General features: G+C 54.2%; 13 protein-coding genes. 4 read left to right on the forward strand and 9 right to left on the reverse strand.

Annotated features, from left to right (window positions below):
• The gene (locus IEY39_RS23645; RefSeq protein WP_188936370.1) at positions 1-1,443 is read right to left on the reverse strand and encodes a right-handed parallel beta-helix repeat-containing protein; all 1,443 of its coding nucleotides are present in this window, start codon (positions 1,441-1,443) and stop codon (positions 1-3) included.
• Positions 1,444-1,609: 166 nt separating this feature from the next.
• Between IEY39_RS23645 and IEY39_RS30100 the strand changes: the two genes are divergently transcribed.
• A complete protein-coding gene (locus IEY39_RS30100; protein WP_188936371.1) occupies positions 1,610-4,738 on the forward strand; it encodes a glycosyltransferase family 117 protein in 3,129 nt (1,042 codons plus the stop codon).
• Here the strand turns inward: IEY39_RS30100 and IEY39_RS23655 are convergent.
• The 3 genes from IEY39_RS23655 to IEY39_RS23665 all read right to left on the reverse strand — a co-directional run bounded on the left by IEY39_RS23655 (position 4,702) and on the right by IEY39_RS23665 (position 11,489).
• Positions 4,702-5,880 (reverse strand): hypothetical protein, encoded by a 1,179-nt coding sequence (locus tag IEY39_RS23655; RefSeq protein ID WP_188936372.1) that lies wholly within the window; start codon positions 5,878-5,880, stop codon positions 4,702-4,704. The two genes, IEY39_RS30100 and IEY39_RS23655, sit on opposite strands and share 37 nt — an antisense overlap.
• A gap of 37 nt (positions 5,881-5,917) precedes the next feature.
• On the reverse strand, positions 5,918-7,906 hold the full coding sequence (locus IEY39_RS23660) for a T9SS type B sorting domain-containing protein (protein WP_188936373.1): 1,989 nt from the start codon (positions 7,904-7,906) through the stop codon (positions 5,918-5,920).
• An 82-nt stretch (positions 7,907-7,988) separates the two neighbouring features.
• The gene (locus IEY39_RS23665) at positions 7,989-11,489 is read right to left on the reverse strand and encodes an amidohydrolase family protein (protein ID WP_188936374.1); all 3,501 of its coding nucleotides are present in this window, start codon (positions 11,487-11,489) and stop codon (positions 7,989-7,991) included.
• Positions 11,490-11,605: 116 nt separating this feature from the next.
• Here IEY39_RS23665 and IEY39_RS23670 point away from each other — a divergent pair, with 116 nt between their 5' ends.
• On the forward strand, positions 11,606-14,293 hold the full coding sequence (locus IEY39_RS23670) for a M14 family metallopeptidase (protein ID WP_188936376.1): 2,688 nt from the start codon (positions 11,606-11,608) through the stop codon (positions 14,291-14,293).
• Here the strand turns inward: IEY39_RS23670 and IEY39_RS23675 are convergent.
• Entirely contained in the window at positions 14,287-15,666 is a 1,380-nt protein-coding gene (locus tag IEY39_RS23675) for a glycosyl hydrolase family 18 protein (protein ID WP_188936378.1), read from the reverse strand. The genes IEY39_RS23670 and IEY39_RS23675 overlap by 7 nt on opposite strands.
• Positions 15,667-15,789: 123 nt before the next feature.
• On the opposite strand from IEY39_RS23675, the gene IEY39_RS23680 reads away from it, so the two are divergent.
• Positions 15,790-16,470: a hemerythrin domain-containing protein gene (locus tag IEY39_RS23680; protein ID WP_188936383.1), complete on the forward strand. Its 681-nt coding sequence runs from the start codon at positions 15,790-15,792 to the stop codon at positions 16,468-16,470.
• 10 nt (positions 16,471-16,480) lie between these two features.
• On the opposite strand, the gene IEY39_RS23685 is transcribed toward IEY39_RS23680, so the two are convergent.
• On the reverse strand, positions 16,481-17,107 hold the full coding sequence (locus IEY39_RS23685) for a 3-keto-disaccharide hydrolase (RefSeq protein WP_188936385.1): 627 nt from the start codon (positions 17,105-17,107) through the stop codon (positions 16,481-16,483).
• Positions 17,108-17,214: 107 nt separating this feature from the next.
• Here IEY39_RS23685 and IEY39_RS23690 point away from each other — a divergent pair, with 107 nt between their 5' ends.
• Positions 17,215-17,769: a hypothetical protein gene (locus IEY39_RS23690; RefSeq protein ID WP_188936387.1), complete on the forward strand. Its 555-nt coding sequence runs from the start codon at positions 17,215-17,217 to the stop codon at positions 17,767-17,769.
• A gap of 3 nt (positions 17,770-17,772) precedes the next feature.
• Here IEY39_RS23690 and IEY39_RS23695 read toward each other — a convergent pair whose 3' ends face one another.
• Genes IEY39_RS23695 through IEY39_RS23705 form a run of 3 tightly spaced genes read right to left on the reverse strand, consistent with a single transcriptional unit; the run spans position 17,773 to position 24,698 of the window.
• Positions 17,773-18,429, reverse strand: a complete 657-nt coding sequence (locus IEY39_RS23695) for a hypothetical protein (RefSeq protein WP_188936389.1) — start codon at positions 18,427-18,429, stop codon at positions 17,773-17,775.
• Positions 18,429-23,207 carry a DUF6443 domain-containing protein gene (locus IEY39_RS23700; RefSeq protein ID WP_188936390.1) on the reverse strand — a complete coding sequence of 1,593 codons (4,779 nt, stop codon included), beginning with the start codon at positions 23,205-23,207 and terminating at the stop codon, positions 18,429-18,431. The genes IEY39_RS23695 and IEY39_RS23700 overlap by 1 nt, the downstream gene beginning before the upstream one ends.
• Before the next feature lie 39 nt (positions 23,208-23,246).
• The gene (locus IEY39_RS23705) at positions 23,247-24,698 is read right to left on the reverse strand and encodes a hypothetical protein (protein ID WP_188936391.1); all 1,452 of its coding nucleotides are present in this window, start codon (positions 24,696-24,698) and stop codon (positions 23,247-23,249) included.
• Between the last annotated feature and the right edge of the window lie 42 nt (positions 24,699-24,740).

Below are 24,740 nucleotides of genomic sequence, written 5' to 3' on the forward strand. Positions count from 1 at the left end.
TTAAAAATTCGCCCCAACCCGCCGCTCTCCCTTCTTCCACCCCGCACCTACCCCCTTCAACAGCGAACGCCGCGGGTCTACATACATTGCCTTCCCGCCTTCCGCCGCATCGGCATGACGACTATCCTCCCCATGCAGCACCCACCACGCATTCGCCCGAAACACATCGCCACCCCAACGCTGACCCCGGATCAGGCTGTCGCTCCCCACAAAAATGTTGTTATGAAAAACAAATCCCTTGTGCGCGCTCTTCTCGGAAAAACTGACTGCCGCCTCCCTGGTATTGTAAATCGTATTATTATACACCTGGCAATCGTGGAATTGAACGCTGTCTCCACTGCTGTTCCAGATATAAAGCCCCCCACGGGAATCGGAGACGAGGCCGTCATCCTCGCTGATATTATACCGGATGATATTGTCATACCAGGGACTGGCCAGCCAATATTGAAAGATACAATACCCCGCCCCCTGGTTCTCATAGGAAAGACAATACTGAATAATGGAATGGGTTACCCCGCCATCCAGGTCGAACCCGCCGCCGTCAGCGCCGCCTACCGAGGTCTTATTCCGATAGGCCAGGCAGTTTTGAATGGTCACACTGTCGGCTTCATAACACCAAATACCTACCGGGCCGTTCCCGATACGGGGCATATCCCAGCCATTATTAGTAGCCGAACACTGGTCGATCAACAGGTTCGTACAATGACCCGCGACGATACCGTTGCCGCTGTGGTTAGTAAGATTTGTCGGGTCACCGGGATTGTCATCCGCCCGGCAATCGACGATCGTCAGATCGCGGCACGAAAGTTTACCCGCCGATCCCTCCACGTTGATCCCCGCCGCGCCGTTCTCATGGGCATATACCCGCGTGATCGCTACTTCCTTCGAAGCATAGATCAGCAGCCCGGCCTTCTGAAAACCGCTTATATCGACTCCATCGACTTTCACCTGCTCACATTCGATCAGCGCAAGCCCCTCCTTCACATTCCCGCTCTTCCGGCCCGCACCCACCAGCCGCAGTCCCTGCAGCCGGACCCAGACCGCTTTATAACACACCACCGCCGAAGAATCACCGGCCATGATGGTCGCCGCCCCCTGTCCATAAACACCGATCCAGGCGGGATGCGCAGCACTCCCACCCTCGCCTTCCACCCGCAGCACGCCCTCAAACGAGCCTCCGCCCTGGAAGAACACAGAATCCCCCGGCTGGATCCTCAGCTGGTTCACCCGGACAATCGTCTTCCAGGGATGCATCCGGCTGCCATCCGCAGCGTCATCCCCGCCATCGTTGACATAATAATTCCGCCCTGCTGCCATAACCAGCTGGCTCATCAATACCAGCGCTGCTAACAACCCCGCCGGCCGATAATAAAAGTGCTTATACCTGTCAAAAAGACGATTAAAGGTAGGATCATGAAGAGAAGAAAACTCCGAAGAGATCATGGCAGCAATTTTTTAATCATTAGCAATCGAGGGATAAATGTAACCATTTAATACAATCGTTGTATCAAAACCGTACATTCCCCTGTCCGCGCGCATTCTAAACCCTTGATCCTCCGCCGTCTGGTAACCGGCACCGTCTTTGGAGGAAAATCGCATAACCATTCATATGAAAGGAATCGCCGTTCAAAGCAACTTCCAACGCCTCAATCTCATCACCGGCTGGATCGTAGGCCTCATTGCCTGTACCGTCTACATCCTCACCATGGAGCCAACCGGCAGCTTCTGGGACTGCGGCGAATTCGTCGCATCCTGTGATAAGCTCCAGATCCCCCATCCCCCCGGAGCCCCGCTCTTCATCCTCATGGGTCGTTTCTTCATCATCCTCTTCGGCGATAATCCGCATACTGCTGCCCGTGCCGTCAATTGTATGAGCGCTCTGGCCAGCGGGTTGTCCATCCTCTTCCTGTTCTGGACCATCACTCACTTTGCACGCAAACTCGTGCAGACCGATACAACCAAAGAGCCCGATAGCCAACAAACCTTCACCATATTAGCCGCAGGGGCCATCGGCGCCCTCGCCTACACCTTCTGCGACTCCTTCTGGTACAGCGCCGTCGAAGGCGAGGTCTATGCTTCTTCCGCCTTCTTCACCGCCATCGTCTTCTGGGCCATCCTCAAATGGGAACAAAATCAAACCGATAATAAGCGCGGCGCCGATCGGTGGCTCATCTTCATCTTCTACATGATGGGCCTTTCCATCGGTGTCCACCTGCTCAACCTGCTGACCATCCCCGCCATCGTGATGGTCTACTACTTCAAACGCTATCGCCCCACCCGCCTGGGTACCCTGGCTGCCTTCCTCATCGGCTGCGCCATCACCGGCTTCGTGCAGGTAGTCGTCATCCAATATACGATCAAATGGGCCGGCAACTTCGATGTCTTTTTCGTCAACTCCCTCAACCTGCCCTTCTTCAGTGGCTTCGCCACCTTCTTCGTGCTGCTGGCCGCCGCCTTCATAATGGGCATCCGCTGGGCAGTAAGACGCAACAAGTATTATCTCAAAATAGGTCTCTGGGGCGCCGCATTTATGCTACTGGGTTATTCCACCTATTTCACGACGATGATCCGCAGCAACGCCGACACTCCCGTGGACATGTATAACGTAGACAACCCCGTCAGTCTCGTAGGTTACCTCAGCCGCGAGACCTATGGCGATTGGCCCATCCTCTACGGTCCGGACTTCACCGACCCGCCACCCACCGTCGAAGCCGGCGACCAATATGCAAAAGGCGAGAACCGCTACGAGGTCACCGGGAAAAAATACGCCCAGGACTGGGCCCACAGCCCTTCTTCCCACCTCTTCCCCCGGATGTACAGCAGCGACAACACCCGCGGCGAGATCGACACCTATAAAAAATTCTCCGGCATGGTCGATGGGGACAACCCTACCATGGCGGATAATATAAAATACTTCCTCAACTACCAGACCAACTGGATGTATCTCCGCTATTTCCTCTGGAACTTCGCCGGCAAACAAAACGACCTCCAGGGCTTCGGCAATCCGCGGGATAGCAACTGGGTCAGCGGCATCTCCTTTGTAGACAACCTGCTCTACGGCGATCAAAGTAAGCTGCCCGATACCGCGCATAAAAACAACAAAGCATACAACCGGCTCTATATGCTTCCGCTCCTGCTGGGGCTGTTAGGTCTCCTGGTGCAATATCGCCGCAACAGGCGCGACGCACTCGTCACCGGAATGTTGTTCTTTTTCACCGGCTGGGCCATCGTCATGTACCTCAACCAGGCCGGGCTGCAACCCCGCGAAAGAGACTACGCCTTCGCCGGCAGCTTCTATGTCTTCGCCATCTGGATCGGCCTCGGCGTCATCGCCGTCCAACAGCTCATCCAACGGCTCACTCCCCGCATCCCCCGATCAGCCGCCTCCTGGTCAGCCGCCGCCCTCTGCCTGCTCGCCGTCCCCATCCTCATGGCGTCCCAGGAATGGGACGACCACGATCGGAGTAAAAAGACCCTGGCTCGTGACCTCGCCGCCGACTACCTCGAATCCTGCCCGCCAAACGCCATCCTCTTCTCCTTCGAAGACAACGACACCTATCCCATCTGGTACGCCCAGGAGGTGGAAGGCATCCGCCCCGACGTCCGCGTCATCATCAATACCCTCTCCGGCACCGACTGGCTCATCAATTCCTTGCGCTATAAGGTCAACAATGCCGCCCCCGTCGACCCGCTCTTCACACCTGACGAGATCATGGGAGACAAAAAAGCCGTCGTCTACTTCACCGACGCCGTCCCGGGTTTCGACAAGAATGCCTATGGCTATAACAAAGATGCTTACTACGACCTCTACGATACCTTCACAACCGTCCTGGCAAAGGATGATCCGCGTTTCATGGCGGAATCCTCGGGCGGCACGGCCATCAATCTGCTACCGGCCCGCAAATTCTCCCTACCCGTCGACGCCCGGCAGGTGCTGGCTAACGGCATCGCACATCCGGGAGAGCAGGTCGTTCCCCAACTGCACCTCGACATCTCCCCGCAAAAGCGCATGCTAATGAAGAACGAACTGACCATGCTGGCGATCATCGCCGCCAACAAATGGCAACGCCCCATCTGCTTCACCAATACCTCGGAAATAAATGCCCTCGGATTAGGAAAATACGCCCGCAACCGCGGGCTCACCTACGAGCTGACACCGATAGAGGATAGCCACGTAGATAACGATGTGGCCTATAAGAACATCATGACAAAATTCCAATACGGCCATGCCGGCACCCCCGGCGTCTACTTCGATGAAGATAATCGCCGTTACCTCAATTTCATAAAGTTTTCCCACGCCGAGATCGCCAGCAGTCTCGCAGCCGCCGGCCGTAAAGAAGACGCCCGCCGCGTCCTGGAGAACTACGACCACAACGTAGACATCACCAACTTCCCCTACGGCTTGACGAGCAGCCGGGGGAGCTTTGACAACTCATACTCGCTCTACTTCCTCCAGGCCTGCTACGCCGCCGGCGACGACGCCCTCGCAGCAAAGGTCTCGGCCTCGATGAAAAAGGACCTCCAACAGCAAATGCAATACTATCAATCAAGGGGGGAAAGGATGACGGACGAGCAACTCGCCATCAGTGCCCAGCAGGCGCTGGAAGGAAAACCCAACAACTTATCGGACAAACAAGGGGAATTTGCGCAGGATATTCTATCTGCGTACACCCTCCTGCTGCAGATGACTCAATTGGAAAATCAATACAAGGCTTCCTTGATCAAACCATCGATGTAGGCGTTGAAACCCGCCTTGTTTACGCCCGTGGTCTTTTCCAGCGCGGCAAAATAATTTTCGTCACCCACCTCCTTCGGCCCACAACACAACAAGGGCAGGGAGGCGGCAAACCCATTCTCCTTTTCCAGTCTTTGCACGATCAGCGCATTGATGGCATAGGATATCTTGACGACCTTGGGTGGCGGCATCAAATTGACGCCATCCTTATAAAGGGCCAGCCAGTCGGCGCCAGGATGCGCCGTCTTGTAATCTTGTATCATCTTCAGGATATCCTTCCAGCTATAGACTCGCCAGCTCCCCCCATACAAATAGGCCATTCCTTCGTCTACCGGGCGATTGATCTTCGCCACCGGCACCATCCGGTGCAACCGCCCATGCCACCAGTCATGCGGGTCCCAGGCATTGAACCCGTTGCTGGGTTTTTCGCCGGATACAACAACGGTCCGGTTGCCATAGTCCGAAGAGAATTCATCAAATGCTACCCCATTATAGTCCCACCGGTAGTCTACACCAATAAGCTTCATCGCCTCCGTTGAATTGTCACAGCTATAGAAATCGATCGCCGTTGCTCCCGCCCCCAGTCGCCTGTCATAGAACCCTATCCTCTTTACAAATTCAGCGGCCTTCTCCGCATTCAACGCTGTTTTGTAATGGAACAAACAGTTTCCGATGGCTTTGGTCTTCCAGCCCTGCGTATAGGGTTCCAGCATCGATGAGACCACCCACCTGTCACCGACCCGCCGGGTCAGCACCGTACAGCAGGCCCTCAGCATCGGCGTATCCCCCCGCATTTCCATATAGTTCACCTGTGCCAGCCAACGCAAACTATCCAACGACGAAAGATTACCCAGATAACATCGACAGCTTTTCGCACTATCCCGCTTGATATACCAGTCGATGTTACGCAATTCATCCATCAACACGGACATCACCGGCAGTTCTTCCCGCAACAGATAAGCATTCAAACTGTCAGGCTTGTTCCGCTGCTCCAGCCAACCCGTAAGACTCCCAATAAGCCCCGTCCGAACGGCCGGATCCTCCGGCAGCCTGACCCCCGGAGCCACCAGCAATCCCCCGGGTTGCGCCACACCATTAACAACAAAAAGTAAGAAAAGCAGTACAGGAAAGGTTATCTTTTTCATACTCTCAATGTACAAATAATAATGGGATCTGCTCCGGTCACCGGACTAACACTACCGTCCCCTTCCTCCCCTCTACCTTCTTCGTCAACGGGTTGACAAATACCAGCTCCCACACATACACACCCGAAGGCTGAACAGCGCCATTAAATCTTCCATCCCACCCTTCCGCCACATTGGTCGTATAGAACACCTGCGCGCCCTGGCGGTTATAAACAGAAAAAGAAAGTATCGTCACAGGAAAGGCAGGCGGCACCCGGAACACATCATTCCGCCCATCCCCATTCGGAGTAAATGCCCCGGGCATCTGCAAGGGATAATACACCTCCACCCACTCTGCCGCCGAAGCATGACAGCCCTCCGCCGTCGTCACAGTCACCTGGTACAACGTCGTACTCACCGGCGAAGCCCAGGGATCAGCCGCCAAAGCATCATCCAACCCCATGGCAGGATTCCAATCCCACCTCACCACATCCGCACTGACCACCGGCGTCAATCGAACTCTCGTTCCCCCGCCGATCACAACCGCCGAATCCAACCGCACCTCCGGCAAAGGATAAACAGTCATCGCCACAGGCTGATCAGCATTCACCGGCTGACTACAGGTCAGACTGCCGGTCATAATACAGTTCACCACATCCCCATTCTTCAGCCCGGCACTGCTAAAAACCGGCCCGCCACTACCCGTATCCACTCCATTCACCTGCCACTGAAGAGCAGGAGCACTACCGCCATTGGAGGGCACGGCCACAAACTGCACAAGACTATCCTGGCAGATAGACGTCGCCGATGCCTGAATGCTGACCCCTTGCACAGGCACAGCCACCACCGGCAAAGCCAGCGTATTGGACACCGCCATCGGATTCAACACACAAGCGGCATCACTGGTCATGACACACTTCACTGCATCCCCGTTTTGCAAAGCAACGGTAGTAAACCCCGTCGAGTCCGTCCCCGCTGGCTGCCCGTTCACCAGCCATTGATACACAGGCTGCCCACCCCCATCAATAGGTGCAGCGGTGAAGGTTATCGGAAGATTCTGGCAAATGGTAGGCAACGAAGCAGTGATCGACACCACCGGCGACGGTTTCCGGATGACATCGACCATAATAGGTTTAGAAGCCACTTCACAGGTGGAAATCCCGATATTCCCCGTCTGTGCGGCAAGAAGGCGGTACAAATAGACACCCGGCGCAGTGGTACTCCGCGTATACGTATTAGTCGTCGCCCCCGAAATATCGGACCAGCTCGCACCACTATCGGTGCTTTCCTGCCATTGCTCTTGCTGCGAAGGATAGCAGCTCTCCACCAGCGCATTGAAGTTCATCACTTGCTGCGCATAGTCGCAAACCGTGATGCTGTCGCTGGGAAAGCCGGCCGCATTCAGCTGAACCGACGACCCTGCCGTCCGGAAAGTAATATCGTCAAGGCAAAGATCATTGCCGATGCCCCCGGGTGCATTATTGGTCATCCTCAACACCACCGTGGAAATGCCGGGCGGCGTATTGAAATAAAAAGCATACTGGTTCCACACCGGCGTGTTCGACTGCTTGATATCCCCCGTTCCATAGGTCGCCAGCTCCGTACCATCGGTCTTCTCTATGTGAAAGGTAACATTGGGCAATATCTGCCCCGGATGGGCCGCCAGGTTTAATATCCACGCCGCAAACTGATAGCTCGTCCCGCCGCAAAGCCCGTTCACCGTCTGAACATAAAAATCACTGGGCTGATAGGAAGCGTTGATACACATAAAATATCCGGCCTGGTTGCCGGTATGGTCTTGCTGGATGTCCAGCCAGGTATAACCAAAACAACCCGACGTGTGACTCAATATCGCATATTGTCCATCATTGGGGCACTGGTTGTCCACCCACGTCATGTTCGTTATCCCTCCCGCCAGCGGGGGCCCGGGCGCTATTCCCTGCCCGAATGTAATATCTACAATAGGGTCACCCAGCCCTCCGGTACAGGTCTGCGCCATAGCCCCAAAACAGCCCAGCAAACAAAGCGTAAGAACAAAAATTTTCATGACAGGTCTCCCCTCCGATACCAAGACACCAACGGTCTAAATTCCTACTCTACCGATGCAAATTACTCCCGAACGCCGAAGTCTACTCCGCCACGCCCGTATTATTAGCCGGCTTCTCAAAATTCCATTCACTCCTATCCAACATCCGCTGTACCGGATAGATCTCACCACCCGTATTGCCGTCATACAGCCGGCCATTCTTCATAACATACTTCACCGTATTGGTATTGCGGATATTCTCCAGCGGATTCTTATCCAGTATCACGAGGTCGGCCAGCTTCCCCGCCTTCAGACTGCCGAGATCATGGTCAAGCCCCAGCCCCGTCGCGCCAAGGATCGTTGCGACCCGCAACACGTCCATCGGCTTCATCCCACCCGAACCCATGGCCCACATCTCCCAATGATAGCCGACACCCTGGAATTCCCCATGACTGCCGATACCCGCCAGCGCTCCCGCCTCGACCATGGCCTTCATCGATTTCGCATGCTTGGGAAACACCTGCTCTTCCGGCATAAACCAGCCTGCCTTGTCACGCCGTGTCTTCCCCGCCACTTCCTCATAAGGCATGAAGTATTGAACCTTGGGGTCATGATAAGGGTTCTCCGTCTCCCACCAATAGTTTTCCGCAAACGGACCGCCATAAGACACTATCAACGTCGGCGTCACACACATCTGCGCAACAGCGATGGTCTTCACCAGGTCGTTATACAGCGGATAGATGGGAATGGCGTGCTCATGACCTGGATACCCATCCAGCAGGTTGGTCATATTGAGCTTCGTATTCAACCCACCCTCTGTAGTGGGCATCAGCTGCTGGTTCCGCGCAGCCATGATGATCCACTCCCGCTGTTGCCTGTTACCCGTTAAATACATCTTGATATAATGCGTATTGTAATATCTGCTGTACTGGCGCAGGATATCTTCAGCCTGTGCAGAATCTTTGACATTATAATCCCAGAAACCAACGCCCGGACCCGTACTATAAATCCTCGGCCCCTCAACCATCCCCGCATCGACTTCGTCGCCATAAGTCAGGACATCCGTCGTAGCCGTTTGCGGGTCGCGCGTCGTCGTAACGCCATAAACAAGGTTCATCGCATACTTCCACACCTGGCTCTTATGAACGCCCCACTGCGGCCACATGTGAGCGTGAGTATCCACAAAACCCGGAACAATGGTCTTCCCCGCCACATCGATCACCTTGGCCCCCGACGGTACGGACAGCGTCCCCGACGCCCCCATCGCCTTGATCCGGTTATTCTCGACAAGGATATCTCCATTCTCGATCACCTCATCTCCTTCCATGGTAATGATGCGCGCACCCTTCAGCAGCACGGTACCCTGCGGCATGTCCCGCTGATAATATACCTTGACAGCCGTCTCTACAGCTTCATAGGAAGGCTCCTTCTTGGGGCCGGCCGCAGGCTTCTTCTTGGCAGTTGTATCAGCCTTTGCGAGACTATCGGTCTTCGCTTTAGCCAGACTATCAGTCTTCGCCTTCACAGAATCCGCCGCCGTGCCCGGTTTGATGGCCGCCAGGGAATCGGCGATGCGCTTGGCCTCCGCTTTCTTCGCCTGCTTTACGCTGTCCTCAAAGGCCTGGGCCGCGTCCAGGTCATATACAAAATGCGCATTGCCAAGACTCCAATGCACCTTCTTCCCATCAGCCTCCCAGTAGGCAAACTCCCCACCAAGCTTGGTCAGCTTCCGCGCCGGGAATGCTGCACTACCGGCATCGGCAACAGATATCGTCACCATCTTGCCCGTCATGGGGATCGTCGCCATATAGATCTCATTATTTATCTGCGCAATAACCCTCTTCCCCGTAGGCGACATAGTGATCACACCCGCCGGGCTGGGCAGATTCATCTCCATAGCTTCCGCCGCCTGCTCGCTCATCATACAGTTGTCCCCTACTTCCGGCCGGCCATGCTTATAGATGCTGATGCCATAGGTCGTAATGCCGGTAATATGCGCCACCGTCTTTTCATCGGTGCCGTCCCACTTGATGGACAGCAGGTCACCATTGCCATTATTGAGATAGATGCGGTCCTCACCCTGTACAAAATGCGGGTTGCCTCTGCCACCGGCCTTCACGATCGTGGTGATCTCTCCACCACCAGCCTGCATCCAGCATAGGTCTTCCTCGCTATCATCATAGCTCACCTCAAAAGCGTCCTTGTATTTCTGCGCCTGGCTCCGCAAAAAGACGATGCGGTTACCACTGTTGTCAAAAACAGGGCTCTGATAGAGGGCCAACGCCTTCGTCAGCTGCTGCACCGGTCCACCCGTCGCCGCAACCTTATAGACCTGTCCACCCTGCGGCGTCCAGCTCACAAAAACCAGGAATTTACCATCCTTGCTCCACGCAGGCTGCGCCTCGGTAAAATTGTGAGTGGTCAGGCGACGCGCCGTACCCTTGGGATAATCCATCACATAGAGCCGGTCAAGAACGGTAAAAGCCAGCTTCTTGCCATCAGGCGAAGGCACGGCGTCCCTTATCTGCGTAGCCAGTCCATATGCCGAATCCGAAACGGGATATTTAAATTCCAGCCGCGGCCCCAGCTCCAGCCGCAGGTCGACACTAAAAGGTATCTCCGCAGGCGCGCTGCCATCCAGGGGAACCCGATGTATCTTCCCGCCATAGGCCGCAATCACCGCCTTGCTGTCGGGCGTAAAGGCCATCCCGGGTAATACGCCCATCGTTGCAATGGACTCCTGGTCATCCCGCTGTACAGGATAAGCAAGCCATTTCTCATCCCCCGTAGCCAGGTTACGTAAGACCAATCCTGTCTTGTCCTCGAACCGGCTGCCATAGACCAGCCACTGTCCGTCCTTGGACAACACGGGCGTAAAACCACTGCCATATCTGCTGGTGATAGTATTCACCTTGCTGTTCTCGCGATCGTACACACCCACCTGGTACTGTGGCATGGCGGCATTGTACTGCCAGGGACCAAACCGGCGCGAGAAATAGACATACCGCCCATCCGCACTCACCGCCGGATCGATCGTCTTCAGACCCGGAGGCGCTGAGATCAGCTGCGTACCGGCGCCCCCGTCCTTATGCACGAGATACAGCTGTACATTGAGCCTGCCCTTGGAATAGATGATATAGTCGCCATCGGGGGTCCAGGTCGCGCTGGGGAAGTTCTGGTCTCTCTCCTTCGTCACCTGGAAGGTGTCCTTTTTCTCCAGGTCGATCCACCAGAGGTTTTCGGCGCCGCTGCGATCGGAGGAGAAAAGTATTTTTTTGCCATCCGGGCTCCAGCGGGGATGAGAGTCGAAGGCGAGGCCCTGGGTCAGCGGCGTGGCCTTACCACCCGTGATAGGCAGGGTAAAAAGATCTCCCATCATGTCGAAAACAAGGGTCTTGCCATCGGGACTCACATCCAGCGAAGTCCAGGTCCCTTCGGTGGTCGTAAACTGAACCGTCCGTTTAGGCTTCAAGGGAAGGTCCTTGAAAGTGGTATATTTCGTGGTGTCTTTTCCGGTGGAGTCCGCTCCCCGCCAGGAAGCTGACGCCCGCTGGCTAACGACGAAAATGAGCAGAACAGCAATTGTTGTGGTTATTCGGTTCATTGAATGGAGTTGAAGGGAGGAAATTACTAAAAAGGCGAACGCCCCATCCACCCATTCATGTATTTTTTGGGCCAGAACCCCAAATATCAATACTTTCAATGATAAACCAACTGCACATGAGACTAGCAGCCCTCCTTCTCCTGCTTCTGGGCTTCACCACGGCCCAAAGCCAGCAACCCGATGCCTCCATCCCCACCCCAAAATCGCACTTCGGCTTCACCATCGGCGACAATTATCAGTTGGCTACGTACACGCAGACGGAAGCCTATTTCCAAAAGATAGCCGCCGCCTCACCCCGGGCAAAATTCACCATCATCGGCAAGACCGAAGAGGGCCGCGATCAGTTTATGCTCCTCGTCTCCTCCCCTGAAAATATCAAAAACCTCGATCACTATAAGGCCATCTCCCAACAGCTGGCCCACGCAGAGAACCTCACCGACGAACAAGCCCGTGCACTCGCCGCCGAAGGCAAGGCCATCGTATGGATCGACGGTGGCCTCCACGCCAACGAGGTCGTCGGCGCTCATCAGCTCATAGAAACGGCTTATCAGCTGCTCAGCCGCACCGATCCCGAAACGGTCAACATCCTCGACAAAGTCATCATCCTCCTGACCCACGCCAACCCCGACGGTCAGCAGCTGGTCTCCAACTGGTATATGCGAAAACCCTCTCCCGAAAGCCGCTCGCTCGATGCACTCCCCCGGCTCTATGAAAAATACGCCGGCCACGACAACAACCGGGATTTCTACATGCTCAATCTGAAAGAGACCCAAAATATCGCCAGGCAGCTCTTCGTCGAATGGCTCCCCCAGATCATGTACAACCACCACCAGGCAGGCCCCACAGGGACCATCCTCGCCGGACCTCCCTATCGCGATCCCTTTAACTATGTCTTCGACCCCCTCGTCATAACCAGTCTCGACGCCGTCGGCGCAGCCATGGTCAACCGGCTCAACGCCGAAGGGAAACCGGGCTATACCGAACGCACCGGAAGCAGCTACTCCACCTGGTACAACGGCGGGCTGCGCACCACGACGTATTTTCACAACATCATCGGGCTGCTGACGGAGATCATCGGCAGCCCTACGCCTTCGGATGTCCCACTGGTACCCAACCGGCTTATCCCCAATGGCTCCACCCCCTTTCCCGTTACTCCGCAGAAATGGTATTTCCGTCAGTCCATCGACTACTCCATCTCCCTCAACTATGCCGTCCTTGACTATGCCATGCGCTACCGCGACGAGCTGCTGTACAACATCTACCGGATGGGCCGCAATTCCATCGAAAAGGGCCAAAAAGACTACTGGACCCTCTCGCCCAAACGCGTCGACGCCATCAACCAGCTATACACCGCATCCAATCACCGTCGCAATGACTCCGCAACAGGCGCCACCGGCAACGCCATCAACCTCGGCGGCGGACGCGGCGACACCATCCCCGCCCGCTTCTATGACAGCATTCTGAAAAACCCCGCCCTCCGCGACCCCAGGGGATATATCATTCCTTCCAACCAGCCCGACTTCCCCACCGCCACGAGGTTCATAAACGCCCTCATCGGCACGGGCATCGCCATCTCAAAAGCAACCGCCCCGTTCACGGTAAAAGGCATAACCTACCCCGCCGGCTCGTATATCGTCAAGACCGACCAGGCCTTCCGCCCTCACGTCCTCGATATGTTCGAACCGCAAGACCATCCAAACGACTTCGCCTACCCCGGCGGCCCACCCATCGCACCCTATGACGCCGCAGGCTGGACCCTCGCCTATACCATGGGCATAAAATTCGACCGCTTTCCCGATGGGTTCGATGGTCCCTTCGAACGCATCCCGTATGGTCAGTTACAATCCGCCACTCCGCCCTCACCAAAAGAAGGTTGGCTCGACGCGCGCAGCAATGCCGCTTACACCATCGTCAACGATAACCTTAAAGCCAAAAAACCTATCTACCGCAACACCACCAACGGCAATTTCTATGTCGGCGGCAGCCACCAACCCCGCAACGCCGTAAAGCTCACCCCCACCCGCATCGCCCTATGGGATACCTATGGCGGCTCGATGCCTTCCGGCTGGGCGCGCTATATCCTGGAGCAATATCATTTCCCCTTCGATGTCATCTATTCCGCCACCGTCGACTCGGGCCACCTCAAAGAAAAATACGACGTCATCATCTTCGTCTCGGGCGCCATTCCGGCGCTCGCCGGTGAAGGCGGCGGCGGACGCGGCGGCTTCCGCATCGAGCAGCCCAAACCCGACAGCATCCCCGCTGAGTACCGCTCCCTTCTTGGCCGCATCACGGCACAAAAGTCGATCCCTCAGCTAAAAGAATTCCTCCAGGCCGGTGGTCACATCGTTACCATCGGCAGCAGCGCCAACCTGGCCTATCAGCTCGGCCTCCCCGTACACGATGCCCTCGTGGAAATGACGGGCGGAAAAGAAAGGCGCCTGTCAAACGACAAATTCTACATCCCCGGCAGCGTCATGCAAGTCACCCTCGATACCACCAGCCAACCCGCCTGGGGCATGGCAGCGGAAGCCGATGTCTACTTCGAAGAAAGCCCCGTCTTCCATATCAATCCCGAAGCGACCGCAAACGGCAGCGTCCGGCCCATCGCCTGGTTTGCCAGCGACAAGACGCTCCGCAGCGGCTGGGCCTGGGGGCAGGCCTATCTCCGCGACGGTGTCGCCGCCTTCGAAGCAAACATCGGTAAGGGGAAACTCTACGTCTTCGGCCCCGAGATCACCTTCCGCGCCCAGACCCATGGAACATTTAAACTACTCTTCAACCAACTATATTCCTATCATTGATTCACCCTAAACTCTTCCCATCCCTGCGCCACCGGCCGGGTACAAGTCATCGACTTGGTCCCATTCTCACTCGAGATATACAAGGCATTGGTCCCCCGCAATGTGAGGTTGCCATCCGCCGCCGGTATCCAGTCAAACACCTCCCATGTGCCGTAAGCGCTGCGGTTACAGGTAATAGGATTTAACCCATCCTCGGAAGAAACATACATGTTCATACTCTGTAGCGCTACCTTGCCATGACCGGCATCGACGACAAAAAAGTCCTCCCAGGCCTGTGGCGTCGTCCGGTTGCAGTTCATCGCCTTCGTTCCGTCCTCACCACTGACATACAATCCATTGTTACCCTTAAAAGTAACCGTCGTTCCAACCGGCGCATTGGTAGGCACCGCTCCACCCGCATTGACCACCGTATTGATGGCCGCAAGTAGCGAGTTGGCGCCCGTAGCATCCCCGGACAGCTCCCAGATGCCTACACCCCCACCTACACTCATCGCATAGCTGGTCTTGCTTTTCATCGTAAGCAGCCCGTTATACCCGAACGTGCTGAACGCATCGAGACTGGGATTAGCCCCATGCGAAAGAATGGTATTGTATTCCACCTCGGCATTGGGGCCGTTCGGGTCCTGCGAAGAATCATGCCCGTAGAAGGGCACCCCCAGGATAGCCTTCGAAGCCGGGCAGCCGCGACCTTCCCAATAGGCCATACACTGGGTACCCAGCTCATAGGTGGAGTGCAGGAAATTGTTGTCATCATAGGCCATGATCATCACGATATCCACTACATTGAAGATCCCACTGACAATCTGCCCCCCATCATTATCTCCGATAACGGCCACACTCAACACCCGCCCGCTGTTATGCAGCGCGGTCGACAAAGCCGTCATCATCGTCAGAAACTGATTAGCCTGGGTACCCGGATTCGGATACTCCCAGTCGATATCGATCCCATCCAGCCCATACTGATTGCAGAGGTTGATCGTATTGTTGACAAAATTGTCGATGTTCCCCTGACTGGCTACAATCCCGGCAAATCCACCCCCGCCGCCACCGCCGCCTACCGAGAGCAGGGCCTGTACCCCCGAGGCATGCGCGGCGCTGACCATACTGGACAGCTTGGACGTGTTGTCAATGCCCTGATAGCTGCCGTCCGAATTGGGGATGGCAAAGGCATAATTGATGTGGGTCAGATCGTTGAAGGGTATCGAAGAAACGCTCCCCGACCAGGAAGGCAGGTAGCCGATCACCTTAAAGGAGGTCGCCGCCCGGCGGGAGGTCTTCCCGGTGGCGTTACTGGCGATGTCTTTGCGGCAAGAGGTGGCAAACAAAAAAAGGACCGAAACACCGGTCCACGCTAAAGCATTGATTTTTCTCATGGTAGAATAGGTTTATTTCCTTTTAAGACACGCCCCCCCGTTATTATATACCCCCTAAATACCAATAAAAATCCCGGATTTATCTTAATTTTGTTTCCGCCATTCGTAAAGGCCAGGAATGCCATGCCCGAAAACAGTGAGTTCTATCCCCAGGTGATGCAGCGTTATACAACCACGCCCCCATCGCCCGGTGAGCAGACCGAATTTATAAGCGCCCTGTTGCGTGTGTTTGATGAAAAGGTTTTCAACGCCAGGGATTTTGACTCCTTTTCCGTAGAGCTGATCTTGGATTATATCCAAAGAACCCATGTATTTTACTTGGAGAAAAAGCTACCGGAAATAGAGCAAAGCATCCTTTTGCTGTCCGGTCACTATGAGGCACAGCACCCCATTCTCACCGCCTTGCAGAGTTTCTTCCACCGCTATGTAAAAGACCTCTCCGAACACATCAATGCGGAAGAAACCCTCCTTTTGCCCTATATTCAGCTGTTACGCGAAGCCGGCCGCAGCCCCCTCGACTTCTCCCGCTTCCTGCTGCTGCGCAAAGAATATTCTGTAGAGCGCTTCCTCAGCGATCACCACGACACCGAGGATGAGCTAAAGGATATCCGCCAGACCATCCGCCTATACGAGCCGCCGCAGACAAACGAATCTCTCTATCGCATCCTGCTTATGCAGCTCCAGGTCTTCGAACAAGACCTCTGCGTCCATGCGCACATCGAAGAGGAAGTCCTCATCCCCAAGGCCCAAAATATGGAACGGGACCTCAATACGCATCTCGAGATCGTCTCGCCGTTCAACTAAGCATCCCCACCTAATCCACTGGTCTCACAAGGATATTCTTAAAATACACCTTGCTGTTCGGATCATGCCCCTGCAGTGCAAACGTCCCACTCGACAACACCCGGCCCTCCATGCCCTTCGGCCGCTGCACATTCTCGGGTTCGGTATAATCCACCACCGTCTTATCGTTTAGCTTGATCACGATCCGCTTACCCCTCACGCTAACGGACTCGGTGAACCAGACATTATCCGGCACATACACCTCCTTTATGTCCTCTATCGCATACAGGCTCCCCGTCCGACGCCAATCCGTATGCGAATTATTCACCTGCACCTCGTACCCCTTGCTCGGCCAGCCGCCCTCCTGGTATTGGGTATGGATATAAATACCCGAATTGCTCCCCGGCCGGGTCATTACATCGGCCTTGAAATCAAAATCTTTAAAATCATGATGATGCACATCTCCCTCATAAAAAAGATGCGCCGTCTTGCCATGCGCGATAATACACCCGCTGTCGACGGAAAACGTTTCGGCATTCTCACCGACCTTCCAACCGTTGAGGGTCTTTCCATCAAAGAGGGATATCCACTCGGCCTGTTTCGGCCTCGCAGCCAAAAGACTAACGGCTGCCAGTGTCGTAAGGATTATTTTCTTCATATGATTCCACATTAAAATGCTTTAATAAACATGCATTAAATGTATCAAAATCTTCCTTTAGCAAAATAACAATCGCGAACTTTCGTTCCTCATGCAATATCACTATCATGATCTCTTCTAAGCAGTTATACCTAGTCCTGATTGGTGTGAGCCTAAGCGCATCCCTCCACGCCCAGCTCGAAGTCGCCCAGCTGTTTACAAATGGACACTCTCATACCGGGTTCGGTGCTAACCTGCACGTCGGCTTCCCTGTCAACAAAGGCGACGAGATCAGCGGCGAAGTTGGCCTCTACTACTTCGCACCGGACCAAACCCATATGGTCCTTGTCCCCCTCCTGATAGGCTACCGGCACACCTTCAACAACAGCGGCACCGGATTCTACGTCGAGCCCTTCGCCGGCTATAGCGCCGGGGGCACCGACATCCCCCACCTGGATGCCAACGGCAACCCCGTCTATAATTCCGACGGTTCAGCGGTCGATCAGAAGATCTCCGGCGCCACCACCGGCATCGGCTTTGGCTATATCCTCCCCAACCCAAAGCTCCCCCTCAACTTCGGGCTCCGCTACGAACACACCTTCGTGTCCGGCGACCCCTCGCCCAACATCCTGGCCTTACGGGTCTCCTGGTCCCTTCTCGCCGGCCGGCGGCTGTCGAAATAGACTTTAGATGGTCTCCAGGTATACCTTCAACTTCTCAAATTCTTCCTTGTTTGTTGGATTTGCCTCGGCCAACTCCTCTTCATAAATAGAGCGCAATTGGTAATAATCGGGATTTTTAACCAGTCTGGCAGCGATGAGACCCATCGTCGCCTTCAATGGATATATCCAGTTATGCGGTGAGAGATCCCTTGGATGCTCATTGAGCAAGGCATCAGCCCTTTCTACAGAGCTATTCTCATTAAAATAAGGAAGGACATACTGCTTAAAACGTATGGGAATGACTTTCACCAGGGTGTCGACATCGGCCGGGCTCTCGATCACAAATTTCATCGACTTCACTGCCGGGTCCGATCCCTTATCCATATAGTAGATCAATCCCCCCAGGTTATTTTCAAATACATAGGTATCCGGAAAAAACTCTTCCTTTTTAAGCGTAATATGGTGATAAATATCCACTATTTTATCAAGCCGGATGCCCCACCAGGGCTCTACAATGATCTGCGGTTTCCGTTGGTTGACGATCAGATAAAAAATTTGTTTTCCTCCGGGTATGACTCTTTGAAAAGATTTGTCTTCAACATCCAGCTGAAAGCCGACCCCCTGCAGCGAATCCGTCATTCCGGCTATCAGGCTTTTCGTAACATCATTCAATTTCATCATTATAGTTCAATGTAGTGATATTCTCCGGTCAAAAAATCAAGCCGGGTTACTTTGTATGGTGTTGTTTTTGAGCTTATCGTTTGCCCCTTCAAGCCCTTTGGCAGCTTGTCGCCAACAAGGGTCGTTTGCTCCCCGTTCATAGCTCTTACCTGGGCATCACTAAAATTAGCACCTCCTGATTTTGTTTCATTTGTAAAGGATACCTTATTTGTTTTCGTATTATAAACCACGTGATCGTAAACCGTTTCCGTGCCATCGGCAAATTTGCCTGTCACTTGCTCCAGGACGACTTCATCCGCTGATTTTATCGAATTGAGATATTCAGTGGTGATTTGTTCCGCAGTCCTCCCGGCTATCTTATTTGCCTCAAAGATAGCCGCTTTTATATCCTCCGCATGCGCAAGATCTTCCATCTCGAGCCCCAAAAATTCAGCTTCCCCTTTCCCACTTACAAACTCCATTGGATTGCGCAAAAAGGCCGCCGCCGCCCGCTGTGGAATAGTATGCCCCGCATTCCAATTCTTCTTGGCGTTATCCATCATCTCGGCCCACACATTCTGGATATGACCCCACTCATTCCTTGAATTCTCCTTGAATTTATCAACCCTGCCTTTGGCATATTCACTTATGCTCTTCCATAACCAGGAAAGATCGATCGTATCCCCTTGCGGATCACTATACAGAATGGGGTTATTTCCCATCGCAGCATAGGGACTTTCCGCTTCGTTCGGTTTAGGATCGTTCTGCCACCACCTGCCTAATTGCGGATCCAATTCCCGTAAATGTGTCTCGTACATCTCCAACCCCGTTCCATCGGAGAACTCCTGGTGCTGTAATTCCGATCCCTTATTAAATCTGAACTTGTTCTCGGCATAATTTGACTTCAGCGCCTTATCACTGATCCCCGCCATCGCCAACCCAAACGCATAATAATGATTCTCCTCCACCAACGGCCCCCTCGTCTGCACCACCTGCAGATTGTCGAAATATACATCCACCGGACTCTGATTACTCACATATACATAGAGATATCCATTTTTTGTTACGGGGATATTCTGCAGGTCGGCGTGGTGGTCCTTCAAGGCATTATTGATGTCGGTGCTCACCTGGCTGGCACCGCTGCCGGCAGGCCTGAACTGATCGTCGAAGAGGATATAGTTGATATACGCGACGGGCACCGGAGCGCTGTTATTACGGTTCAGGAAGTTGTTCAGTGGGGCGATCGTACCGGCATTATCGGAGCCGATGCTGGCGGCGTCGGCCCCATGGATAATGGCTCCAGCCGTAGGCGTAGCCAGCAGGCTCGAGATCAGGGAGGTAGCGGCAATGGGCACCGGCGAATTGCCCGAACCGGTAGGCGCACTCGTAAACCAGTAGGACTTGCCATAAATGTCGATCTTGTCGCCCGCCATCACCTTCGAGACAAATCCCAGCCCCGTCGGGTTGGCGTTGCCGTTAAGCTTGTACATCGCCAGACTGGTGGCGGTGGAATTGCTGTTAGGATTGTTGTTGAATATCCCGTTGTTGTTGGCATAATTACTCGGGAGGGAGGACGGGTTACCGGTTATTTTCGAGGGGTCGATAGTATAATAGGTCTTTTCCACATCCACGGCAGCCGTCCCGGATCCATAGGTCCCCTCGAGCGTCGCAGCGGGGTAGATATCCTGCTCCAGTTCGTCCGTCAGCACTTCCCGGGTATTGCCAAGATTATCCTTGACGAAATAATCATAGGCAAACGCGGACTGGTTATTGTAAACCGTCGGCGTGATGGGCCGCACCCGGCCTTCCTCCTGGGGAAAAAACTGCAGGGCATTGTTTTCGTATACCCAACCTGCCAGATAACTGTCCGTCGTCTGTTTGGCGACATTATTATTGAAGGAAGATTTCAGTTCGTTCACCCGCTTCTCCAGCTTATTGCCCACTGCATCATAGATATAGGTGATCGTTCCCTTCGGACTGCCGTCACTGTTGGTAAAGCTCATCTGCCAGGGCTGGTTCAGGAAGTTGTAAAGGATACCGCCACCCGAGGCCAGGTCCGGCCCGGTGAGTCCCGTGATCCGCTTATTTAAGTCGGTGATGAGGTTGCCATTCTGATCATAACCATAGTCGTCCCCGGACGTATTGTTGTCAATAAAGTCGCCGAGGTTCTGGCCCGGCGGTTCTGTCGCCGCATCCGAGACCGAGCTCAGCTTGTTGCTGCCGCCCCCCAATTCATAATGATACGTGAGGTTGTCTATCGGTTGACTGGTCAGCTGGTTGCTGGTGAACACCAGGCCGTACTGCTGCAACTGTTGGATATTCCCGTTCTCATCATAAGCCGTGGTAGGGTCCTGGCCATTGCCCAGGATGGTGCTGAAGTTGATGGTGAAGCCGCTGTTGTTGGGGTCCGTCTTGTTCCAATTGCCACCGAAATTCTGGTTGAAGTCTGCAAACAGAAGCCTGTCCGTCGCGTCATAACCATATCCGTAGGCCCGCTCGGCTCCATCCCCGCCACTCATCCACCGCATCCCGGCGATGTTGCCATTATATTGGTTGGTGTTGAAACCCCAATCATAGCTCACGTCCATGCCAAACCACTTGGTGCTATTGTTCACCTGTGCACTGGTAGCGCCGGAAGTAGGGTAGTTCCAGTTGATCCCTTTAAGCCAGCCGCGAATCATATAGCGATAACTGTCATCTTCCAGTGGCGTCGAAGAAGGAGCACTGCCATAAGCAGTCTGTTGACCCACCTGATTTTCCTTTAGCTGTCCCAGAGCATCATAAGTATTCCGCGAGACAAGCCGCTGGGTAGTGTTAAGAGCCGAAGCGTTGGGGTCATTGTTGAGGTTCTTTTTCACTGTCAGCAGCCGGCCCTCATGGTCATAGTCGTAATTCGTCTTCACCGCAAACTGGTTGATACCCGCCAGGCTATTGTTGTGAACCTCATAATTGCATAGCACCCGATCAAAGAAATTATAAAGATGGGTCGTAACATCCACCCCGCCCTTGTAATTGTCCGCCTGATCCTGGATGACCCGGCCCTTGTCGTCATAAAAATCGACGGTTTCCAGCCAGTTGCCCTGCGCAAGATTGCTGGGATTCTCGATGATCCGGATCAGCTTGGAGGTAACCACTCCCTTGGTCATCGTGCTGGCCTGCGACTGTAAAGGGTCCGCATAAGGATTCGCACCGGCATCAAGACCACTGTTTTTAGAGTTGTCATAAGCCTTGGATGTATTGGAATAATCATCGTAATTCGTCACCGTCAGTGCGATAAACGAGGTGCTGGCAGATGGAATGGGATTGTCGGATATGGTCACCGCGTTGGTAAAACTCGTGGGACTCGGGGGGACGATCTGGGCAATGAAATTCGCTCCCGGTTCGGCAGTAAAACCCGGAGCGAACACAATACTATTGCTGGCCTGGTATAAGGTCTGGCCCACCAGCCGGTTAGTGACAGTTAAATTGGCCGATACAGACTGCCCGGTAATCGTACCCGCTACATTCTGAGCCGAGCTCGCATAATTTCCCGTGTTGGCCATCACATAGGCCTCCAGAGAAGCCGGATCGATATTGTATACCATCATGCCCGTCTCGCATTGCCTGTCCAGCAGATCAAAGAGAGTAGTCTGCCACTGGTTGTTAAGGTGCAAATTGGCATCCTGTGCGAATACCATCCGGTTCCGCTGGTCGTAGATCATATAATACCATCCTTTTCCAGGCGCCTTCTTGGCGATCATCCGCTTACGGTCATCAAACTCATATCGGTAGCAAAGCTCGTTGATGATGTTGGCCGTCAGGGTCCAGTTCCCCGCAGTGAGAAGGGCGGCCACAGCCTTCGGTGGAATGACAAAGCGCAACATTCCCCGGTCATCATATACATAGTAGGTGCAAAGAAAACCGGAATAGCCGCTATAATCGCTGGCGATCGTCCCGATCTGAACTTTTCTGAGGACGACATGCCCATCAAAATCCTTGTATTCCACCGTGGCGATGCCCCTCTCGTCGATGGTGACGTTCTTATACAGGGCCCCAGCCGAATAAACGGTCGAACTCGAGGTCGTGGGAATATTCGTAGTTACATCGCTGTTCGCGTAGGTCAGGGCGTTATAGGTGATGCTCCATATCTGCACTTCATTCGCCGCATTGGTCAGATATTGAAACGTGGCAGCTTTTTCTGCACTGCTGCCCTCGCTGCCTGCCCAACTATTGCCCGGCGTAAATTTCTTGGTTATGCGGTTCAGCGGCGAAGACTCGAAATCCGTATGACTATAGTAGAAGGTCTCATTCTGGTAGGCCGGTTGGTCCGCTGGATAAGTGCTGCTGTAGAAGGCGCTCTGCTCGTTGAAGGGACTGTACTTTAAGGTCCCGCTCTGGTTGGAGGAATTGGGCGCATAACTGTAGTTCAGGTAGGCATACTGCTCCCGGCCGAAGGCATCGTAGTACACTGGGGTCACGATATCCTGTTTGGTAGGAGAACCCTGCCATTCCACGGTCTGGATAGGTCTGCCAAGACCATCTACATAGGTCGTGGTAAGCGTCACCTGGGTGATATTGTTTGCACTGGTCACCGCGGCCAACGAAGTATAGGGTTGCTGCGGCACCCATGCGTGGGAATAGTTCAGCGGGGCGCTCGAAGGATAGGCCGGCGGGAGGGCGATGGGGGTCTGGCTTGCCGCCGGAACCATGGAGTTATTACCTGGCACCGGCGAATTGGTCTGGCTGAAAACCTGCCCGGGCAAGAAGAACAAACCCGCGGCTACCATTATTCCTGTCAAAAATGAACCTTTAATTAGCATATAGCTGCTTTTGGGCTTAATTGAAGTAGGATTTGAAGACTATAAACTGCAGCCCACCCTGAACTGCAATGGCTGGGCATGTGGCGTCTGCTGCCCCGCGAGAAAATCATACAGCAGCTGCATACGCCCTTCTTTATGCCGGGAAAGTTGGTATTTCTTAGTAATCCCGAGCAAGGCGCTTTTCTGCCAGGCCGCAATACGTGGGTCGAGTTGCCGCAGGTTCTGGAAGTCCTGATAATAATTGCCCTCGAGTCCGCCGCTGATCCAGATGCTGCCCTTTGCCTTGATATCGACATAGCTGCGGATACCGAGCCCCTGGTTACTGAGCCGGATATGGCTTATGCTGCTGCCCCAGCCAAGCCGGTAACTCCCGCCTATCCCCAGGCTGGCCTTGTCACTGAGCCGGTAGCCCAGGCTCAGACCGAAATCGGTAGCCGCAGGCAACAGGGTCCTCGCACCCTGGGACTGCAGGTTCCAGCCAAACTCCAGCCTTTGCAGGAATTTCTTCGTCTTCTGCCCGTCCGGTTGAAAATTGGGCATAGTCATATTGGTACTGCCACTCGTGGCGCCCAGCTGGTTCAATTTGCCCTTTAGCTTATCCAGCTCTCCTTCCGCCGCCTGCACCTGTTGCTCCAGGTATTGTCCCGCGTTACCCTGGCCGCCTTGACCACCTTGGTCGGCCTGCATTCCCGTGACGCGGCCGATCGCCTGCCGCACCTGGTCGCTGGTTTGCAAACCGGCAAGAGTCTTTTCAGAAGCGGCATCAGCCGGCGCCGGGCAGAGCCTCGCCAGGATTCCATATTTCTGCATGTAGCGCTGAAAGGCAGGCAGCTGGCTGACACCGGCCAAAAGCATCTCCTTCGCCTTTTCGCGGTCGTTTAGCGCCGACTTGTATTGCAGCAGCCTTTGCTGGTAGTAATAGACCTGCTTGTTGATGCCGGTCAGCTCTTTGTCGAATCCATACCTGGAAAGTTGGGCTTTTAACAACTGCTCCCTTTGCCTTACGAAGTCCTGCACTTCATTGGCCGCCTGAACCTTGCCCTCCAGTTGTTGCAGTTGAGAAGAGAGACCTTGCAGCTGCTGCAATTGCCCCGCAGGAAGCGCAGAGCCTTTTGCCAGGAGAAAGCCAACAGCCGTATGCATACTGTCGAGCCCCGGAATATATTCTTTCAGTGGAGTTTTATCGGCGGGAGACTTCAGCCTGGCGGCCAGCCGGCTATAAGCAGTTTCACCCTGCGCCAACAGCTCCCGGGCGCCGGTGCTGTCCCTGCCAGGTAATTTTTTCTGGAGGCGGCTTTCCTTATCACGGAGGTTCTCCAATAAGTGAAGTGATTGCTGATCCAGGTCGTTTCCAAGACTCTGATAGGACGCCTGCAATTTTTTCAAATCGCCGTTGCCAGGTAGATCCTGCGCAGCAGCACCCGGGGATGCAGCTAAATTGCAATACAATGCAAAGAAAAGCACCATACGCTTTTTAAAGAGCAGCTTCATAAGAGAGTTTTAGAGTCTGGTAGTTATTTGATCAAATAAAAA

Source organism: Puia dinghuensis (assembly GCF_014642875.1).
Classification (GTDB): domain Bacteria; phylum Bacteroidota; class Bacteroidia; order Chitinophagales; family Chitinophagaceae; genus Puia; species Puia dinghuensis.

What these genes read in the sequence shown, in the direction of transcription:
- IEY39_RS23645 (WP_188936370.1), bottom strand. Translation starts at nt 1,443, where the DNA reads ATGATCTCTTCGGAGTTTTCTTCTCTTCATGATCCTACCTTTAATCGT.
- IEY39_RS30100 (WP_188936371.1), top strand. Translation starts at nt 1,610, where the DNA reads ATGAAAGGAATCGCCGTTCAAAGCAACTTCCAACGCCTCAATCTCATC.
- IEY39_RS23655 (WP_188936372.1), bottom strand. Translation starts at nt 5,880, where the DNA reads ATGAAAAAGATAACCTTTCCTGTACTGCTTTTCTTACTTTTTGTTGTT.
- IEY39_RS23660 (WP_188936373.1), bottom strand. Translation starts at nt 7,906, where the DNA reads ATGAAAATTTTTGTTCTTACGCTTTGTTTGCTGGGCTGTTTTGGGGCT.
- IEY39_RS23665 (WP_188936374.1), bottom strand. Translation starts at nt 11,489, where the DNA reads ATGAACCGAATAACCACAACAATTGCTGTTCTGCTCATTTTCGTCGTT.
- IEY39_RS23670 (WP_188936376.1), top strand. Translation starts at nt 11,606, where the DNA reads ATGAGACTAGCAGCCCTCCTTCTCCTGCTTCTGGGCTTCACCACGGCC.
- IEY39_RS23675 (WP_188936378.1), bottom strand. Translation starts at nt 15,666, where the DNA reads ATGAGAAAAATCAATGCTTTAGCGTGGACCGGTGTTTCGGTCCTTTTT.
- IEY39_RS23680 (WP_188936383.1), top strand. Translation starts at nt 15,790, where the DNA reads ATGCCCGAAAACAGTGAGTTCTATCCCCAGGTGATGCAGCGTTATACA.
- IEY39_RS23685 (WP_188936385.1), bottom strand. Translation starts at nt 17,107, where the DNA reads ATGAAGAAAATAATCCTTACGACACTGGCAGCCGTTAGTCTTTTGGCT.
- IEY39_RS23690 (WP_188936387.1), top strand. Translation starts at nt 17,215, where the DNA reads ATGATCTCTTCTAAGCAGTTATACCTAGTCCTGATTGGTGTGAGCCTA.
- IEY39_RS23695 (WP_188936389.1), bottom strand. Translation starts at nt 18,429, where the DNA reads ATGATGAAATTGAATGATGTTACGAAAAGCCTGATAGCCGGAATGACG.
- IEY39_RS23700 (WP_188936390.1), bottom strand. Translation starts at nt 23,207, where the DNA reads ATGCTAATTAAAGGTTCATTTTTGACAGGAATAATGGTAGCCGCGGGT.
- IEY39_RS23705 (WP_188936391.1), bottom strand. Translation starts at nt 24,698, where the DNA reads ATGAAGCTGCTCTTTAAAAAGCGTATGGTGCTTTTCTTTGCATTGTAT.